The organism is Streptomyces sp. NPDC090741 (assembly GCF_044769045.1).
GTDB lineage: Bacteria > Actinomycetota > Actinomycetes > Streptomycetales > Streptomycetaceae > Streptomyces.
Map to the genome: position 1 here is coordinate 17,138 of NZ_JBIVXF010000009.1, position 16,816 is coordinate 33,953.

The 16,816-nt window shown below is 73.7% G+C and carries 17 protein-coding genes; 9 read left to right on the plus strand and 8 right to left on the minus strand.

Features of this window, described 5'->3' with window-relative positions; translation table 11 throughout:
• Positions 1–13 precede the first annotated feature (13 nt).
• The 4 genes from pelF (at position 14) to ACIQU4_RS23760 (ending at position 4,679) form a co-directional block, all read left to right on the plus strand.
• A complete protein-coding gene (pelF, locus tag ACIQU4_RS23745) occupies positions 14–1,555 on the plus strand; it encodes a GT4 family glycosyltransferase PelF (protein WP_403734121.1) in 1,542 nt (513 codons plus the stop codon).
• Positions 1,552–3,090 (plus strand): hypothetical protein, encoded by a 1,539-nt coding sequence (locus tag ACIQU4_RS23750; RefSeq protein ID WP_403734123.1) that lies wholly within the window; start codon positions 1,552–1,554, stop codon positions 3,088–3,090. Before pelF ends, ACIQU4_RS23750 begins: the two co-directional genes overlap by 4 nt.
• Before the next feature lie 102 nt (positions 3,091–3,192).
• Positions 3,193–3,840 carry a spherulation-specific family 4 protein gene (locus tag ACIQU4_RS23755; RefSeq protein ID WP_403734922.1) on the plus strand — a complete coding sequence of 216 codons (648 nt, stop codon included), beginning with the start codon at positions 3,193–3,195 and terminating at the stop codon, positions 3,838–3,840.
• Positions 3,837–4,679, plus strand: coding sequence for an endo alpha-1,4 polygalactosaminidase (locus tag ACIQU4_RS23760; protein ID WP_403734126.1), 843 nt, complete (start codon positions 3,837–3,839; stop codon positions 4,677–4,679). The genes ACIQU4_RS23755 and ACIQU4_RS23760 overlap by 4 nt, the downstream gene beginning before the upstream one ends.
• Here ACIQU4_RS23760 and ACIQU4_RS23765 read toward each other — a convergent pair.
• The 5 genes from ACIQU4_RS23765 to ACIQU4_RS23785 form a co-directional block, all read right to left on the minus strand.
• Positions 4,676–5,848, minus strand: a complete 1,173-nt coding sequence (locus ACIQU4_RS23765) for a sensor histidine kinase (protein WP_403734925.1) — start codon at positions 5,846–5,848, stop codon at positions 4,676–4,678. The genes ACIQU4_RS23760 and ACIQU4_RS23765 overlap by 4 nt on opposite strands.
• 85 nt (positions 5,849–5,933) lie before the next feature.
• Complete coding sequence (locus ACIQU4_RS23770) at positions 5,934–6,668, minus strand: hypothetical protein (protein ID WP_403734129.1); 735 nt, start codon at positions 6,666–6,668, stop codon at positions 5,934–5,936.
• The gene (locus ACIQU4_RS23775) at positions 6,665–8,566 is read right to left on the minus strand and encodes a phosphatidylglycerol lysyltransferase domain-containing protein (protein WP_403734132.1); all 1,902 of its coding nucleotides are present in this window, start codon (positions 8,564–8,566) and stop codon (positions 6,665–6,667) included. Before ACIQU4_RS23775 ends, ACIQU4_RS23770 begins: the two co-directional genes overlap by 4 nt.
• 103 nt (positions 8,567–8,669) lie before the next feature.
• The gene (cobT, locus tag ACIQU4_RS23780) at positions 8,670–9,734 is read right to left on the minus strand and encodes a nicotinate-nucleotide--dimethylbenzimidazole phosphoribosyltransferase (RefSeq protein WP_403734135.1); all 1,065 of its coding nucleotides are present in this window, start codon (positions 9,732–9,734) and stop codon (positions 8,670–8,672) included.
• Positions 9,735–9,805: 71 nt separating this feature from the next.
• Positions 9,806–11,011, minus strand: coding sequence for a bifunctional adenosylcobinamide kinase/adenosylcobinamide-phosphate guanylyltransferase (locus tag ACIQU4_RS23785; RefSeq protein WP_403734137.1), 1,206 nt, complete (start codon positions 11,009–11,011; stop codon positions 9,806–9,808).
• 104 nt (positions 11,012–11,115) lie between these two features.
• On the opposite strand from ACIQU4_RS23785, the gene ACIQU4_RS23790 reads away from it, so the two are divergent.
• Positions 11,116–11,328, plus strand: a complete 213-nt coding sequence (locus ACIQU4_RS23790; protein ID WP_403734140.1) for a hypothetical protein — start codon at positions 11,116–11,118, stop codon at positions 11,326–11,328.
• A gap of 86 nt (positions 11,329–11,414) precedes the next feature.
• Here ACIQU4_RS23790 and ACIQU4_RS23795 read toward each other — a convergent pair whose 3' ends face one another.
• Positions 11,415–12,173 carry a class I SAM-dependent methyltransferase gene (locus ACIQU4_RS23795; RefSeq protein ID WP_403734928.1) on the minus strand — a complete coding sequence of 253 codons (759 nt, stop codon included), beginning with the start codon at positions 12,171–12,173 and terminating at the stop codon, positions 11,415–11,417.
• A gap of 50 nt (positions 12,174–12,223) precedes the next feature.
• A complete protein-coding gene (locus tag ACIQU4_RS23800) occupies positions 12,224–12,832 on the minus strand; it encodes a DUF3043 domain-containing protein (RefSeq protein ID WP_403734142.1) in 609 nt (202 codons plus the stop codon).
• 261 nt (positions 12,833–13,093) lie between these two features.
• On the opposite strand from ACIQU4_RS23800, the gene ACIQU4_RS23805 reads away from it, so the two are divergent.
• Positions 13,094–13,891, plus strand: a complete 798-nt coding sequence (locus tag ACIQU4_RS23805; protein ID WP_387288446.1) for a PspA/IM30 family protein — start codon at positions 13,094–13,096, stop codon at positions 13,889–13,891.
• 13 nt (positions 13,892–13,904) lie between these two features.
• On the plus strand, positions 13,905–14,183 hold the full coding sequence (locus ACIQU4_RS23810) for a hypothetical protein (RefSeq protein ID WP_403734145.1): 279 nt from the start codon (positions 13,905–13,907) through the stop codon (positions 14,181–14,183).
• Positions 14,184–14,268: 85 nt separating this feature from the next.
• Here ACIQU4_RS23810 and ACIQU4_RS23815 read toward each other — a convergent pair whose 3' ends face one another.
• Positions 14,269–15,039, minus strand: a complete 771-nt coding sequence (locus ACIQU4_RS23815) for a hypothetical protein (RefSeq protein WP_403734148.1) — start codon at positions 15,037–15,039, stop codon at positions 14,269–14,271.
• A gap of 88 nt (positions 15,040–15,127) precedes the next feature.
• Here ACIQU4_RS23815 and ACIQU4_RS23820 point away from each other — a divergent pair, with 88 nt between their 5' ends.
• Together ACIQU4_RS23820 and ACIQU4_RS23825 are read left to right on the plus strand one after the other, a co-directional pair.
• A complete protein-coding gene (locus ACIQU4_RS23820; protein ID WP_403734151.1) occupies positions 15,128–15,970 on the plus strand; it encodes an adenosylcobinamide-GDP ribazoletransferase in 843 nt (280 codons plus the stop codon).
• A 39-nt stretch (positions 15,971–16,009) separates the two neighbouring features.
• Positions 16,010–16,708, plus strand: coding sequence for a response regulator (locus tag ACIQU4_RS23825; protein ID WP_403734154.1), 699 nt, complete (start codon positions 16,010–16,012; stop codon positions 16,706–16,708).
• Positions 16,709–16,816: the final 108 nt, after the last annotated feature.

Below are 16,816 nucleotides of genomic sequence, written 5' to 3' on the forward strand. Positions count from 1 at the left end.
GGGGACACAGCACATGAGCCATGGGCGCCACGTCACCATGCTCACCGAAGGCACCTATCCGCACGTCCACGGGGGAGTCAGCACCTGGTGCGACCAGCTGGTGCGCGGGATGCCGGAGGTCGACTTCAACGTCATAGCCCTGACCGGCTCGGGACGCGAGCCGGTCACGTGGGAGCTGCCCCGCAACGTCTACCGGCACACCGCCGTCCCGCTCTGGGGACCGGTGCCCGGCCGCGGCCGCCGCTCGCCCCTGCGGGGCAAGGCGCACCGCCGGTTCACGGCAACGTACGAAACCTTCCTGCTCTCCCTGCTCGACCCTCCCCCGCCCACCGCCGGGGGCGCCCCCGCCCACGGCGGGTTCTCCGAGGCCCTGCACGAACTCGCCGTCCTGGCCCGGGCCGGCCGCCTCGCCCCGGCCCTGCGCTCCGAAACGGTCCTGCGCCTGCTGATGGCCGTGTGGACCCGCCCGGGCCTGCCCACCGCCGCCGCGGAGCCCACCATCCACGACGCGCTCACCGCCACCGACCTGATCGAGCACGCGCTGCGGCCGCTGTCCGTACGGATCCCGCCCGACAGCGTCGCGCACGCGGTGAGCAGCGGGCTCGCCACCCTCCCGGCCCTCGCCGCCAAGTACCTCGACAAGGTGCCCTTCCTCCTCACCGAGCACGGCATCTACCTGCGCGAGCGCTACCTCGGCTACCGCACCGCCGAGCAGCGCTGGCCCGTCAAGGCCCTGCTGCTCGGCTTCTACCGGGAGCTCAACACCGAGGGCTACCGGCAGGCCGACCTGATCACCCCGTGCAACCAGTACAACCGCCGCTGGGAGGAGCGCGGCGGCGCCGCCCCCGACCGCATCCGCACGGTCTACAACGGCGTCGACCCGTACGCCTTCCCCGACGCCGGACCCGAACCCGAGGTGCCCACCCTCAGCTGGTGCGGGCGCATCGACCCGATCAAGGACCTCGAAACCCTCATCCGGGCCTACGCGTTCATGCGCGAGGAGCTGCCCGCCCTGCGGCTGCGCCTGTTCGGCCCGGTCCCGGCCGGCTGCGAGGAGTACAAGCTGCGCCTGGAGGAGCTCGCCGCCGGACTCGGCGTGGCCGACGGGATCTCGTACGAGGGCCGCATCGAGCAGGTCGCGCAGGCCTACGCGGCGGGCAGCATCGTCATGCTCTCCAGCATCAGCGAGGGCTTCCCCTTCAGCATCATCGAGGCCATGTCCTGCGGCCGCACCACCGTCTCCACCGACGTCGGCGGGGTGCGGGAGGCCGTCGGCGACACCGGGCTCGTGGTCCCGCCGCGCGAACCGGAGACCATGGCCCGCGCCACCCTCGCCCTGCTCCGCGACGACGAACGCCGGGCCGAACTGGGCCGCCGCTCGCGCAAACGGGTCGTCGAGAAGTTCACGCTCCACCAGTCCGTGGACGGCTTCCGGCACATCTACCGCGAACTCGCCGGACAGCCCGTCCTGCCCGCCCGCGCGGGCGGCGACTGGACGCAGCGGCTCGCCGACCCCTGGTACCGCGAACTCGCCGCCGACGGGAGCCTGTGGTGAGCGGATCCCTCTGGCTGCGCGTCCCCGGCGGCGACACCCTCCCCGCCATCCCCCGGCCCCGCCGCACCGGGCCGGGGGACCCCGGCCCGGCCGGCGACCCCATGGACCAACTCGCGGAACGCCTCGACGGGTTGATCGCGGCGGCCGTCCACCCCGACGAGATCGCCGCCGTCCTCGAATCCGACGGGATGACCGACGAGCACATCCGGCTCGCCTACGGCCGCCACGACTCCTTCGGCCTCGCCGAGGAGCTCTACGCCCGGGTGCCCCGGGCCTTCCCGGAGCCGGAGCACGTCCCCGACCCCTGGAAGGTCTCCCTCACCGCCTGCCTGCTGCGCGGGGTCGTCTTCGCGCTGCCCGGCCTCGCCTACGTCCTCGGCGCCCCCCTGCTGGAGGGCCCCAAGGACCGGCTCGGGCTCCCCGCCGGGACGCTGCCCCTGCTCGCCGGGGCGCTCATCGGCTGGGTGTGGGACCAGACCCTGTCCCACCGCGCCTACACCTGGCTGGGCCTCGGTGACCGGGCCGCCGCCGGGCGGACCCTGCTCGTCGGGGCCCCCGTCGGCGCCCTGCTCGGCATCGCCGCCGCGCTGACCGTGCCCGGCGGGCCGCCGTTCAGTTACGCGTTCGCAGCCGGCCAGGCCCTGTACGTCGGCGCCGCCACCGTGCTGCTGGTCCTCGGCCGGGAGCGGGTGCTGCTCGCCGCGCTCGGCCCGATGGCCGCGGGGGCGCTGTTCGCGCTCTTCACCGACCTGCCCGTGCGCGTACGGGTGGGCCTGCTGGTGGCGTCCCTGCTGGCCGCCTGCACCCTCGCCGTACGGGAGCTGCCGGTGGCCGAGGGCGTACGGGCCGGCGTGCGCCGGATCCGGGACCGCGCCGGACACCGGCACGGCGAGGGCCCGGTGCGCTGGCGGATGCTGCGGGGGGCCGAGGAGGAGTACGGCCCGCGCGGACCCCGGATCGGGGACTCCGTGCCGTACGGGATGTTCGGCCTGGGCACCGGCCTGCTGGTGCTGTACGCCGCCCTGGGGGAGGTGCTCGCCGGGGGGCCCACCGAGGCCGTCGCCGCTCCCTCGGCGGTGGCGCTCACCCTCAGCATGGGGCCCGCCGAATGGCTGCTGCACCGGTTCCGCAGCGGGAGCCTGGCCGGGCTGCGGGCCGCCCGCTCGCCCCGGCAGTTCTGGCTGCGGATGCTCGGCACGCTGGGCCGCTGCCTCGCCGCGTACCTGGCGGTGCTGCTGGCCCTCGGGCTGGCCGGCACCCTGCTCTGGCCCGGCGCCCCCGGCCTGACCGGGGTCCGGGCCGCGACCCTGCTGCTGCTCGGCGCCGTCATGTGGACCGGGCTGCTGCTCCAGTCCTTCGGGGCGGTCCGGCCCGCGGCCGTGGTCTGCGCCTCGGCGGCGCTCGCCCAGAGCCTGGCGCTGCTGCTGGGGCTGGGGCAGCCGCGGCTGGTCCAGCTGGTGGTGGCGGGCGCGGCCGCGACCCTGCTGGGTGCGCTCGTCTGTCTGCTGCTGGGCCGCGCGACGGCTCACCGCTGATCCCGCCGATGCCGTTGATCCCGCCGATGCAGTTGATCGCGTACAACGTCCTCGTACAACGTGACTTGGTACAACGTGACCCCGTACAAGAAGAAGGTCCCGATGCTGCTGGTGCCCCTCTACGAGCACCCCGCCGACCGGCCGGAGGACTGGGAGCGGCTGATCCGCTCCGCCGGCCGGCTGCACTCCGTGGTCCTCAACCCCGCCAGCGGGCCGGGCGAGGCCCCCGACGAGCGGTTCGCCGCCGTGGCGCGGCGGCTGCGCGACGCCGGGGTGCCCGTCCTCGGGTACACCGACACCGACTACGGGCGGCGCCCGCACTCCGCCGTGGTGCAGGACCTGCTGCGCCACCGCGACTGGTACGGCGCCGACGGGGCCTTCCTCGACCAGGCCTCCGCCGATCCGGCGCTGCTCTCCCACTACGGGCGGCTCGGCATCGCCGCCCGGGCCGCCGGCGCCCGTACCGTCGTCCTCAACCACGGGGTCCACCCGCACCCCGACTACGCCGAACTCGCCGATCTGCTGGTCACTTTCGAGGGACCCTGGGACGCCTACCGGGACGCGTCGGTGCCGCCCTGGACGGCCGACCACCCCGCCCAGCGGTTCTGCCATCTCGTGTACGCGGTCCCGCCGGGCGCGCCCGCGGCCGAGCTCGCCCGGCAGCGGGGGGCCGGGGTGCACTGCGCGGTCCCCGGGACCGGCGCGCACCCGTGGGGGACCCTCCCGTACGCCCTGGAGGCCGCCGGATGACCCGCCCGCCGCGCGGGGCGGTGGGGCGCGGCCGCGTCCTGCCGCTCGCCCTGCTGCTCCTGCTGGCCGCCTGCACCACCGTGGGGCAGGAGCCGGACGACGTGTCGCCCGCCCCGGCGCCGGGGGAGCGCTGGCAGCCCAGGCCCGGGGTCAGCTGGCAGTGGCAGCTCACCGGGAAGCTGGACACCTCGGTGAAGGCGGCGGTGTACGACGTCGACGGGTTCACCACCACCAAGGAGCAGGTCGACGGGCTCAAGAAGGCCGGCCGGCGGACCGTCTGCTACCTGTCCACCGGCGCCTGGGAGGAGTTCCGCCCCGACGCCGGCGCCTTCCCGAAGGTGCTGCTCGGCGAGGGCAACGGCTGGGAGGGCGAGCGCTGGCTGGACATCCGGCGGCTCGCCGAGCTGGAGCCGCTGATGGCGAAGCGGTTCGACATGTGCCGCGAGAAGGGCTTCGACGCGGTGGAGCCGGACAACATGGACGGCTACCGCAACACGTCGGGCTTCCCGATCACCGCCGGGGACCAGCTGGCGTACAACCGGCTGATCGCGAAGCTGGCGCACGACCGGGGGCTGGCGGTCGGGCTGAAGAACGACCTCGACCAGATCCCGCAGCTGGTGGGGGACTTCGACTTCGCCGTCAACGAGCAGTGCGCCCAGTACGAGGAGTGCGAGCGGCTCACCCCGTTCATCGCGGCGGGCAAGGCCGTCTTCCACGTGGAGTACGAGAACCGGATCGGCCAGTGGTGCGGGCAGTCGCAGGAACTGAAGCTCAGCTCGCTGCAGAAGAAGTACGAACTGGGCGCCTGGCGGCAGTTCTGCCCGCCCGGGGGCCCCTAGGTGACGGGCAGGACGGCGTGCACCCGGTAGCCGCCGCCGAACCGGGGCCCGGCGAAGCAGGAGCCGCCCAGGGCCGTGGCCCGCTCGCGCATGCCGAGCAGTCCGTGGCCGCCGCCCTCGCCGTCGTCCTCCCCGGCCGCGGCGGTGCCGCCGTCGTCCAGCACCGTCACCTCCACCGAGGCGTCGACCCGGACCACGCTGACCTCGGCCCGGACCTCGGGCCCGGCGTGCTTGCGCACGTTGGTCAGCGCCTCCTGGATCACCCGGTACGCCGCCAGGTCCACGGCGGCCGGCAGCGGATCCCGCTCCCGGCCCAGCTCGACCATCACCTTCACCGGCAGTCCGGCGTGCCGGAAGGTGTCCACCAGCTCGTCCAGGACGGCCAGCCCCGGCGCCGGTTCGGTCGGCGCCTCCGGGTCGCCGGACTGCCGCAGCAGCCCGACCGTGGCCCGCAGCTCGTTCAGCGCCGAGCGGCTCGCGTCCCGTACGTGGGCCAGGGCCTCCTTGGCCTGGTCGGGACGCCTGTCCATGACGTGCGCGGCCACCCCCGCCTGCACGTTGACCAGGGCGATGTGGTGGGCCACCACATCGTGCAGGTCCCGGGCGATCCGCAGCCGCTCCTCGGCGACCCGCCGCCGGGCCTCCTCCTCGCGGGTCCGCTCGGCCCGTTCGGCCCGCTCCCGTATGGCGTCGATGAACGCCCGCCGGCTGCGCACGGCGTCGCCGGCGGCCGCGGCCATCCCGGTCCAGGCGAAGATGCCGATGTTCTCCTGCGCGTACCAGGGCAGCGGGCCGGCCAGCATGGCCACGCCCGTCAGCCCCGCCATCGTGAGCAGGGCGATCCGCCAGGTGGTGGGCCGGTCGGTACGGGAGGCCAGCGTGTACAGGGCGATCACCGTGGACATGGCGACGGGGGCCCGCGGCTCGCCGGTGGCCAGCTCCAGCAGGCACAGCCCGATGGTCACGGCGAGCACGGTGCGGGTGTGCCGGCGCCGGAACACCAGCGCGGCCGCGCCCAGCACCATCAGCAGCAGGGAGAGCGGCTCGGGCGTCTGGGTCCCGAAGGTGGGCCCGTGCGGGCCGTGCGGATCGGCGAAGGAGCCGACGACCATGGAGACGAGCGCCCCGAGCGCGAGGACGGCATCGGTGGCGAGCGGATGGGCCCGCATCCACTGCCGGGTGGGGGCGAACGGCCCGAGGTCTGTCGTCACCCCGATACGGTACGGCCTGCTCCGGGCGGCGCGGGCGGGCCCGTCAGGTGCCGGGACGCTGCGGGGGCAGGGGGGCCGTCGGGGGCGGGCGCCGGCCGAGGGGGACGCGGGAACGTTCCGGCCCCCATCTCGCGCGGACCAGGCACACCGCCATGACGGCGGCGATGGCCGCGAGGTGCTCCTTGCCGGCCAGGTTGTCCTTGACCAGCACCTCGCCGATCATCACCGCGATCACGATCGCGCCGGTCAGGTACGCCCGGTACCGCCAGCACACGTAGATCGCGAGGCCGACCACCGCCGCCGAGGGCCCGGTGTCGTTGACGACGCGGTCGGACACGGGCAGGCCGAAGGGGTGGTCGGCGCCCAGCGAGAGCCCGATCCGCGCGTACGTGGTCCCGGCGAGGGTGGCGACGTAGCCGATGGCCAGCGTGCGCCACCAGCCGATGCAGATCTCCGAGATCCCGAAGACCAGCAGCATCTGGGCGAGCGCCCCCCACACGGGAAGGTCGAGGGCGGGGACGAACACGGACAGCGGGGTCCGCAGCAGGGCCAGCCACAGCGGGTCGACGGCTTTCACCGATCCGAGGTTCTGGACCGGCTGGAACCCCCAGGACGTGTTCTGGACGATCTGGAAGACCGAGGTCAGGCAGACGGCCCCCAGGGTCATCGGCGCCGCCCGCCACTTGTCGCGGACCAGGGCGTCCCGGACGGTCCAGAACAGGGGCCCCCACTCGCGGCGGGCGAACCGCCGCAGGGGGGTGGTCGTCCAAGCCGTCAACGATTGGTCTCCAGATGTTTGCGGTTCAGCCACTTCGGCAGCCCGGGAGCCTCCAGGAAGCCCTCGGCCCGGCCCGCCGCGATACCGATCCGCAGCAGGTCGGAGCTCTTCTCGAAGAGCATGAACCGCGGCTCCCAGATCGGCCGGTATTTGGCGTTGGCCCGGTAGAGGGACTCGATCTGCCACCAGCGGGAGAAGAAGCTCAGCAGCGAGCGCCACATGCGCAGCACCGGACCCGCGCCGAGCTTGGACCCCCGCTCGAAGACGGAACGGAACATCGCGAAGTTGAGCGAGACCTGTGTGACGCCGATCTCCTTGGAGCGTTCGAGGAGTTCGATGACCATGAACTCCATCAGGCCGTTCTCGGAATCGCGGTCGCGGCGCATCAGGTCCAGCGACAGCCCCTTGGGGCCCCACGGGACGAAGGACAGCACGGCGCGCAGATCGCCGTTGCCGTCGGTGCACTCCAGCATCACGCACTGGCCGTCGCCGGGATCGCCCAGTCGGCCCAGTGCCATCGAGAAGCCGCGCTCGGTGGCGCCGTCGCGCCAGTCGTCGGCCCGGGTGAGGAGTACGTCCATCTCGTCGGCCGGGATGTCGGCGTGGCGGCGGATCCGCACGGTGTAACCGGCGCGCCTGACGCGGTTGTAGGCCTGCCGGACGGTCCGCATGGCGCGGCCCTCCAGGGTGAACTCGTCGGTCTCGACGATGGCTTCGTCGCCCAGCTCCAGCGCGTCCAGTCCGTGGCGCGCGTAGATCTGCCCGGCTTCCTCGCTCGCGCCCATGACGGCCGGCACCCAGCCGTGCTCGCGGGCCTCGGCCAGCCAGGGCTCGATGGCGCCGGGCCAGGCCTCGGGGTCGCCGATCGGGTCGCCGGAGGCCAGCGAGACGCCGCCGACGACGCGGTACGTGACGGCCGCCTTGCCGGTCGGGGACCAGATGACGGACTTCTCGCGGCGCAGCGCGAAGTAGCCGAGCGAGTCGCGGTCGCCCTGCTTGGCGAGCAGCGCGCGCAGCTTCTCCTCGTCCTCCGCGGTGAGGGGGTCGACGGCGCGGCGCGAGCGGAAGGCGGCGAGCAGCACGGCGATCAGGAGCAGCGTGGACATGACGTTGATCACGATGTCCACCCAGCCGGGCGTGGTGATCGCGGCGTAGTCGCGGGCGTTCGGCTCCAGGGTGATCAGCCGCATCACGCCGTACCGCCAGCGGGCCAGGAAGGTGGCCTCGGCGGCGTCCGGGTCGGTGTTGGCGGCGCCGACGATCAGCGCGGCGAGCAGCGAGGTGCACAGCAGGCCGACGGCGCCGACCGCGGTGGCCAGCTTGGGGTTGGAGCGGTCGCCCTTGGCGTAGAACTCGCGGCGGCCGAGCAGCAGGGCACCGACGAAGGCCGCGGTCAGGGCGAGGGAGACCCAGTTCTGGGTGTGGTCGCGGAACTCCGGGTAGCAGAGGTTGAAGTCACCGCTGGTGCACGGGGCGAAGGCCGCGGTGGCGAAGGCCAGCAGCAGCATGCCGCTGAGCACCAGGTTCAGGATCCAGGCGGCCCGCTTGCGGCGGCCCATGGTGACCGCGAGCAGCAGTGAGAACAGGCCGGAGGCGAAGCCCGCCGTGAGCAGGTACGGGGTGTAGAAGTCGGCGGTGTTGTGCCGGCGCAGGTCCTGGCCGAGCGAAAGCCACACCGCGCTGAGGAAGTTGACGAAGGTGACGGCGCGCAGGTACCAGACCGCGAACGCGGCGCTGCGCCGCGAGCGGGCCGATCCCCGGCCGGTCTCCCGGCCGCCCCCCTCGTCTCTCTTCTCGTCTTTCCTGCTGTTCGTGTCCTTGCCGGATCCCCGGGCCGCCTTGGCGGCCTGTACGGCGGTCCGGTCGATGTCTGCGCTGGTCAAGCGGGCCTCTCCCATGAAACGCGATGATATGGGGCGCCGCCGTCCATGGGTGGCCCGGTCCGGGGCGCGCGGCCGGTCAAGCCGCCACCCCGGAGCGGGCGCCCGGGGGATTCCCCCCTTACTCCTTCGGCTCCTGCGCCGCCTGTTCCGGGAGCTGCGCCGCGAGTGCGGCGGCCGCCTGGACCAGGGGGAGAGCCAGCAATGCCCCGGTTCCTTCTCCCACAGTGACGCCGTGGTCGAGCACGGGGTTGAGTGCCATCCGGTCCAGGGCCTTCGTCTGGCCCGGCTCGCCGCTGGCCTGTCCGGCCAGCCACCAGTCGGGCGCCCGGAACGCGGCGCGCTGGGCCACGAGCCCGCACGCTGCGGAAACGACCCCGTCGAGGATGACCGGCGTACGGCGCACCGCGCACTGGAGCAGGAAGCCGGTGATCGCGGCCACGTCCGCACCGCCGACCGCCGCGAGCAGGGCCACCTGGTCGCCGAGGACCGGGCGGGCCCGGCGCAGCGCGTCGCGGATCGCCGCGCACTTGCGCATCCAGGTCAGGTCGTCGATGGGCCGACCGCCGCGCCCGGTGACCACGGAGGCATCAGTTCCGCACAGGGCCGCGACGAGCGTCGCCGCGACCGTGGTTCCACCGACGCTCAAGTCCCCCAGGACCACGAGGTCGGTGCCGGAGTCGGCCTCCTCGTCGGCGATCCGCATGCCGAGCCGCAGGGCCGCGTCGGCCTCTTCGAGGGTGAGCGCGTCCTCGACGTCGATGCGCCCGCTGCCGCGGCGCACCCGGTGGCGGACCACGTCCTCGGGCAGCAGCCCGGGCTCGCAGTCCAGACCGGCGTCCACGACCCGTACCCCGGCGCCGAGGCGCCCGGCGAGGATCGACACCGGGCTGTTCCCGTCGAGCACCGAGCGCACCAGCTCGTGCGCTCCGCCGGCGGTCCGGGCGGACACCCCCGCGGCGGCGATCCCGTGGTCGGCGGCGAACAGCACGACGCGGGGCCGCTCGATCGGGCGGACGGGCACCCGCCCCTGCGCGGCGGCGAGCCACTCGGCGAGCTCGTCCAGCCGCCCCAGCGCCCCGGCCGGCACGGCCAGCCGTTCACGGCGTTCCTCGGCGTCACGCCGGACGCCCCCGTCGGGGCGCTCGATCAGATCGGAGAAGTCGTCGAGATTCAGCGTGGTCATCTGCCAGAGCGTACAGCGGGTAAGGCCCTCCCCAAGCCCCGTCCCGCGACCTCTCCGGGCGGTGCGCGCACTCACTCCTTCAGGACCACCGCCTGCCCGGCCACCACCAGCAGGACGTGCTCGCACTCGCCCGCCACCAGGCTGTTCAGGCGCCCCAGTTCGTCACGGAAACGCCGCCCGGAAGCGGTCGCGGGAACGACCCCCGAGCCCACCTCGTTGCTGACCGCCACCACGGTGCGGCGGGTCGCGCGCACCGCGGCCACCAGCTCCGCCACCCGCTCCCGGAGCTCCTTCTGCCCCTGCCCCGTCCAGACGGCGTCGTCCCAGGCGCCCGCCCGGTCCATCGCGTCCGTCAGCCACAGCGCCAGACAGTCGATCAGCAGCGGCGGCCCTCCCTCCACCAGCAGCGGCGCCAGCTCGCAGGTCTCCACCGTGCGCCAGCTCGCCGGCCGCCGCTCCCGGTGCAGGCCGACACGCGCCGCCCATTCCGCGTCGCCGTCCCGGGAGCCGCCGGTGGCCACGTACACCACCTCCGGGAAGCCGGCCAGGCGCCGCTCCGCCTCGACGGACTTCCCCGAGCGGGCCCCGCCGAGCACCAGCGTCCGGCGCGGCAGGTCCGGCACCGAGTGGTGCTCGCCGACCGTCACCGTCGTCCCGTCCGGCACCGCCCGCGCCCCGGCCGCGGCGCACCGGCGCTCCAGCTCCCGGCCGGGCGGGACGTCGTGGTCCAGGTGCACCGCGATCACGTCCGTGGTCGGCCCGGCGGCGCCGCTCGCCCGCAGCCGGGCCAGCGCCTCCGGCCGGCCCAGCACGTCCGCGAGGACCATGTCGTACGGGCGCTGCCCGACCGCACCGTTCGTCCCGGCAGGCGCCCCGCCGGGCGGGAGGTACAGCAGCCGGCTCCCGTCCGGGCCGGTCACCTCGTACCCGGTGCCCGGCGCGTCCATCGGCACCGCCCGCACCCGGTGCCCGCTGATCACCGCGAGCTCCCGCCCGTCCGGCACCCGCCCGGCGGCCGGCAGCCCCGGGGGCAGCTCGACCGGCGGTCCGTCGTGCGGATGGGTGAGCAGGACCTGCCGTACGCCGGCCAGCGAATGCCCCGCGCGGGCGCCGGCCAGTACCGCCCCGGGGGTCAGGTCGAGCAGCAGCGCCCCGTCGACGAGCAGGGACGTCGCGGTGCGCGCCCGGGGGCCCACGGAGACCGCGCAGGCCGCGCAGGGACAGCCGGGGCGGGGCAGTCCTTCGGGTGTGCCGGTGCCGAGCAGAGTGAGTTCCACAGGAAGATCCTCCCGCGTCCCCGAGACTGCTGCGCGCCCGGCTACTCTGCGGGCAGACTCAAGGCGAGAAACGTGCGAGCAGCGGACGAGCAACGGAGGCGGACATGGCGTGGACGTGGCGGTTCGAGACGGCCGACGGCACCGAGACGAGCCCGGCGGTCGTGCCGGAGGAGTTCACCACGCAGGGCGACGCGGAGTCGTGGATCGGCGAGGTGTGGAAAGAGCTGCTGGAAGGCGGCACCGAGGCGGTGAAGCTGTCCGACGACAACGGCACCGAGCTGTACACGATGAGCCTGCGCGCGGCGCTGGACGCCTGAGCGGCAGCCGCTGACGCGAGAGGCCCGGACCCCGTACGGGGTCCGGGCCTCTGCCGTTGCTCCGGCGGTCCGGGGGTTCGCGGACGTCAGCCCCGTACGCCGCACAGGTGCAGCAGCGCGGCGACCCCGCGGTACGGGTCGGTCCGCCCGGCGCGGTCCTCGGCGGCCAGCAGCCGCTCCAGCTCCTCGTCCGGGGGCAGGTTCTCGCCGGCCTCGGTGCCGTCGGTGAAGACGCGTACGCCGTACCAGGTCGACAGCGGGGCGCCGATCCCGGACAGCGTGGCCGTGAGCCCGGCCAGCCGGTCGGCCCGTACGTCCAGGCCCAGCCGGTTCGTGTAGTCGGTGGTGTCGAAGGCGGCCAGCGCGGCCGACCAGTCGGCGCCCAGCCCCGGCCGCATCGCGAGGGCGTCGCCGTTGCGCACCAGCAGGGACAGCAGTCCGCCGGGCGCCAGCATCCGGGCCAGCCCGGCCAGCATCGCGTCCGGCTCGGGCACGTACATCAGTACGCCGTGGCAGAGCACCACGTCGAAGCTGCCCGGCAGGAAGTGCGCGCCGGTCTCGCGGCCGTCGCCCTCCAGGAGCTCGACCCGGTCCCGGATCCCGGCGGGCTCGGCCGCCAGCGCCTCCTGGGCGACGGCGAGCATGGCGGGATCCTGTTCCAGTCCGGTGACCTTGTGCCCGGCGCGGGCGAGACGCAGCGCCTGGGTGCCCTGGCCCATGCCGACGTCCAGGACGCGCAGCCGCTGCCCGACCGGGAAGCGGTGCGCGATCTGTTCGTCGACCTGCCGGCCCACGAGTTCCTGACGGACGGCGTTGCGCAGTCCGCCCAGCCCCTCGAGCCACAGCCTGGCGCCCCCCGCGAAACCGTCCCCCGACGCTCCGGGCTTCCCTCCGGTCAGGGCCGTTCCCCGCGCTTGACCTGCGGCTTCGGCAGACGCAGCCGGCGCATCTGAAGGGTGCGCATCAGGCCGTACGCGACCGCGCCGCGGCGCGGCTCGTCGGGGAAGCGCTGGGCGAGGGCCTTGTTCAGGCGGAAACCGAGGCCGACGGAGTCGACGAGGATCAGGGCGATCACCGCGAGCCACAGCAGCAGGGCGATGTTCTGGATGGACGGCACCCGCACCATGCTCAGCACCAGGATGATCACTGCCAGCGGCAGGAACATCTCGGCGACGGAGAAGCGGGAGTCCACGTAGTCGCGGACGAACTTGCGCACGGGGCCCTTGTCGCGGGCCGGCAGATAGCGCTGGTCGCCGTTGGCGAGGGCCTCGCGCTGCTTCGCCATCTCTTCGCGACGGCGCTCGCGGGCGCGCTTTGCATCCTCCTTGCGATTGCCGGTAGATGCCACGACGGTCTTGCGCTGCGACTGGGCCACAGCACGCTTCGGCGTCGGGCGGCCCTTCGGGGCCTGCGGGTCACGGGGCTGCGAGAGGTCGGCGCTCACCTTGTCGGTGGCGGCGGCCTTCTCTTCCTTGGAGGAACGGCTACCAAACACAAAACCCAAGCGTACGTGGTCGCGGCCGGGTACCCCACTCCGCCGGGGAACGATCCGGCAACGGCGGGCGTCTTCCCTGTGCAGGGTTCGTGACGCGGGCGCGCTCGGGGGAGCACCTACTCCCTAGGCCTGACATGGGCGGGGGTGGAGTCGTCCTGGAGGAGGAGCGCATCCGTACACGAACAGTGCGGTAATGGAGACAGGGCCCGTACTGTGGGTTCTGTTGGTGACCTGGAGCACAGTCCGTCTAGAAGGGGGCGCGCGAAGCCCATGAGCGGTGTCATGAAGCGTATGGGGATGATCTTCCGCGCGAAGGCGAACAAGGCCCTGGACCGGGCCGAGGACCCGCGCGAGACCCTCGACTACTCGTACCAGAAGCAGCTGGAGCTGCTGCAGAAGGTGCGCCGCGGCGTCGCCGACGTGGCGACCTCCCGCAAGCGCCTGGAGCTGCAGCTCAACCAGCTCCAGGGCCAGTCCGCCAAGCTGGAGGACCAGGGCCGCAAGGCCCTCGCCCTGGGCCGCGAGGACCTGGCCCGCGAGGCGCTGTCCCGGCGCGCCTCGCTGCAGCAGCAGGTCAGCGACCTGGAGGTGCAGCACCAGACCCTCCAGGGCGAGGAGGAGAAGCTGACGCTGGCCTCGCAGCGCCTGCAGGCCAAGGTGGACGCCTTCCGTACGAAGAAGGAGACCATCAAGGCGACGTACACGGCGGCGCAGGCGCAGACCCGCATCGCGGAGTCCTTCTCCGGCATCTCGGAGGAGATGAGCGACGTCGGCCTGGCCATCCAGCGGGCCGAGGACAAGACCGCCCAGCTCCAGGCCCGAGCCGGCGCGATCGACGAGCTGCTGGCCTCCGGAGCCCTCGACGACCAGAGCGGCCTCGGTTCCAAGGACGACATCCAGGCCGAGCTCGACCGCCTCTCGGGCGGTACGGACGTGGAGCTGGAGCTCCAGCGGATGAAGGCCGAGCTGGCGGGCGGCCCGTCGGCGCAGCAGCAGGCCATCGAGGGCGGTGCCCCCGGCAACGCCCAGCAGCCCTCCCAGACCCAGCACCGCTTCGACAAGCAGTAGGACGGGGCCCGTCATGATTGTCCGCATCATGGGGGAAGGCCAGGTGAAGGTCGCCGACAGCCACTTCGCCGAGCTCGGCAAGCTGGACGACGAGCTGCTCGCGGAGATGGAGAGCGGTGACGAGGTGGGCTTCCGGCGCACGCTGGGCGCGCTGCTGGAGGCGGTGCGGCGGCTCGGCGAGCCGCTGCCGGACGATGCGCTGGAGCCGTCCGAACTGATCCTCCCGGCGGAGGACGCCTCGCTCGACGAGGTCAAGGAGATGCTCAGCGACGACGGGCTGATCCCGGGCTGACACGGATGTGACGGCGCCCGGCCCGCCCCCCTGCGCGGGGGCGGGCCGGGCGCCGCTGTGCGTTCCGCTGTGTTCCGGGGTCTCGTCAGTGCTTCGTCGGCTTCGAGACCTGTGCCCGCACCGGGTCCGGCGTGCCACCGATGAAGTTCTCGAACTTGCGCCGCGGGGCGGCCCAGCGCCGGTCGTGGTGGAACGCGCGCAGCCTGGCCTTGGCCCGGGCCCGCGGACGTTTCGAGTAGAACCTCTTCGCGTACGGGGAGCCGGGCCGGGCCAGCCGGACCGCCCCGATCAGAGCCAGGAAGGGGATGACCGTGCCGAAGAACGCGGTGCGCGCCTTGCCCTTCCACAGGGCGATCAGGGCAAGGAAGAAGTTGAAGGCGGTGTTCATGACGACGAGCCCGCGACTCTGCAGCTCCTCGGAGGTCAGGTCGTTGACGCCGAAGGGCAGGAACCCGCCCAGCACCAGCGCCACCAGCGCGGCCGTCAGGACCACGATCTCCACGCTCTTGCGGCCCTGCTCGCTCCAGTAGACGTCGTCGAGGTGCAGGATCAGCGCGAACTCGTCCAGCACCAGCCCAGCGCCCAGCCCGAAGATCACGGCGGAGAGCATGGCGCCGAAACCGTGCCGGCCGCTGCCGACGGCCCCGAACCCGCCGATGATCACGAGGATGACGCCGGGCACCACGTGGTGGATGTGCACGCCGCCCGGGGTGATGTTCTTGAACGGCCCCCGTCCCGCCCGGATCAGGCGGGTGATCACGCGGGTGACCAGGAACGACAGAACGAACGAGAGCAGGGCGATGAGCAGCGGGAGTTTGCCCGGCTCGACGATGTTCCGGTACCACCAGTGACCCATACCGTCGGCTCCCCTGTTGTGGCAGCTCCCCGATTCTTCCCGTATGCGGCAATTTACCGCCCGCGGCGAGCGGGTAGCGTTCGCGCCGATGAAAGATTCGTTCGAAGACCAGCCACCCGAGCCGCCCGAGCCGCCCCTGACGCCGCCCGACGAGCGCGCCTCGCTGCGTGACGGCGTGCGCTTCGCCTTCGGCACGCTCACCGTGCTGCCCGCCCGCATCACCCGCTGGGACCGGCCCGCGGCCCGCACCGGCATGGCCTGCGCGCCGCTCGCCGGGCTCGTCGTGGGCACCCTCGCGGCCGTGCCGGGGGTGCTACTGCTGGTCCTGGGCGGCGGCCCGCTCCTCGCGGCGGCCGTCACCGTCGCCGTACCGGCCGCCCTGACGCGGGGGCTGCACCTCGACGGGCTCGCCGACACCGCCGACGGGCTGGGCAGCGCGAAGCCGGCCGAGGCGGCGCTGCGGATCATGAAGCAGTCCGACATCGGCCCCTTCGGCGTGGTGGCGCTGCTCCTGGTCCTGCTGGTCCAGGCCGGGGCGCTGGCGGACCTCTACGCCGAGAGCTGGGTCCACGGGGCCCTGGCGACGGTCATCGCGGCCGTCACCGCCCGGCTGGCCATGACGCTGGCCTCCCGTGACGGCGTTCCGCCGGCCCGCCCCGAGGGGCTGGGCGCGGCGGTCGCCGGGGTGCTCCCCAAGCGCTCGGCCGCCGGGCTCGCCGTACTGGTGACCGTGCTGGCCGGGGCCGCCGCCCTGCCGGTGGGGCCGGGCGCCGCCGTCCAGTGCGCGGGTGCGGTCCTGATCGCCCTGGCGACGGCGGAGCTGTTGCTCCGGCGGTGTGTGGGCCGCTTCGACGGAGTCACCGGAGACGTGTTCGGCGCCCTCGCCGAGATCTCGGCGACCGCGGCCCTCGTCGTCATGGCCCTGGGCTGACCGCCCTCCCCGGGGAGGGGAGCGCGTAGGGTGCGGGGCGTGGAAGAGACGCCGACGACCATCAGGGTGCTGCTCGCCGACGACCAGGCCCTGCTCCGCAGCGCGTTCAAGGTGCTGGTCGACTCCGAGCCCGACATGGAGGTCGTCGGCGAGGCCTCCGACGGCGCCCAGGCCTGCGCGCTCGCCCGGGAAACCCGGCCCGACGTGGTCCTCATGGACATCCGGATGCCCGGCACGGACGGGCTCGCCGCCACCCGCATGATCAGCGCCGACCCCGAACTCGCCGCCGTCCGCGTGGTCATGCTGACGACCTTCGAGGTCGACGAGTACGTCGTCCAGTCCCTGCGGGCCGGGGCCTCCGGCTTCCTCGGCAAGGGCGCCGAGCCCGACGAACTCCTCAACGCCATCCGCGTCGCCGCCGCCGGGGAGGCGCTGCTCTCCCCGGCCGCCACCAAAGGGCTCATCGCCACCTTCCTCGCCCAGGGCGGCGGCGCCGACCCCGGTGCCCCCGCCGCACACGCCGAGCGGCTCGCCGCGCTGACGGTCCGCGAGCGAGAGGTGCTCGTCCACGTCGCCGCGGGTCTGTCCAACGACGAGATCGCCGGACGGCTCGAAGTCAGCCCGCTCACCGTCAAGACCCACGTGAACCGGGCCATGGCCAAGCTGGGCGCCCGCGACCGGGCCCAACTGGTGGTCATCGCCTACGAATCGGGACTGGTCCGGCCCCGGGCCGACTAGGGGGTGTCCGGCACCGCGGCCGCCCACCGGGACCGGGAGCACGGCAGGGGGCAGAGCCGTGGAGTACGGCCGCGTACTGCGGACGCGGTACGCCGCACATAAAGACGC

What these genes read in the sequence shown, in the direction of transcription:
- ACIQU4_RS23775 (WP_403734132.1), bottom strand. Translation starts at nt 8,566, where the DNA reads ATGGGAGAGGCCCGCTTGACCAGCGCAGACATCGACCGGACCGCCGTA.
- pelF (WP_403734121.1), top strand. Translation starts at nt 14, where the DNA reads ATGAGCCATGGGCGCCACGTCACCATGCTCACCGAAGGCACCTATCCG.
- ACIQU4_RS23810 (WP_403734145.1), top strand. Translation starts at nt 13,905, where the DNA reads ATGATTGTCCGCATCATGGGGGAAGGCCAGGTGAAGGTCGCCGACAGC.
- ACIQU4_RS23790 (WP_403734140.1), top strand. Translation starts at nt 11,116, where the DNA reads ATGGCGTGGACGTGGCGGTTCGAGACGGCCGACGGCACCGAGACGAGC.
- ACIQU4_RS23815 (WP_403734148.1), bottom strand. Translation starts at nt 15,039, where the DNA reads ATGGGTCACTGGTGGTACCGGAACATCGTCGAGCCGGGCAAACTCCCG.
- ACIQU4_RS23765 (WP_403734925.1), bottom strand. Translation starts at nt 5,848, where the DNA reads ATGCGGGCCCATCCGCTCGCCACCGATGCCGTCCTCGCGCTCGGGGCG.
- ACIQU4_RS23755 (WP_403734922.1), top strand. Translation starts at nt 3,193, where the DNA reads ATGCTGCTGGTGCCCCTCTACGAGCACCCCGCCGACCGGCCGGAGGAC.
- cobT (WP_403734135.1), bottom strand. Translation starts at nt 9,734, where the DNA reads ATGACCACGCTGAATCTCGACGACTTCTCCGATCTGATCGAGCGCCCC.
- ACIQU4_RS23805 (WP_387288446.1), top strand. Translation starts at nt 13,094, where the DNA reads ATGAGCGGTGTCATGAAGCGTATGGGGATGATCTTCCGCGCGAAGGCG.
- ACIQU4_RS23760 (WP_403734126.1), top strand. Translation starts at nt 3,837, where the DNA reads ATGACCCGCCCGCCGCGCGGGGCGGTGGGGCGCGGCCGCGTCCTGCCG.
- ACIQU4_RS23820 (WP_403734151.1), top strand. Translation starts at nt 15,128, where the DNA reads ATGAAAGATTCGTTCGAAGACCAGCCACCCGAGCCGCCCGAGCCGCCC.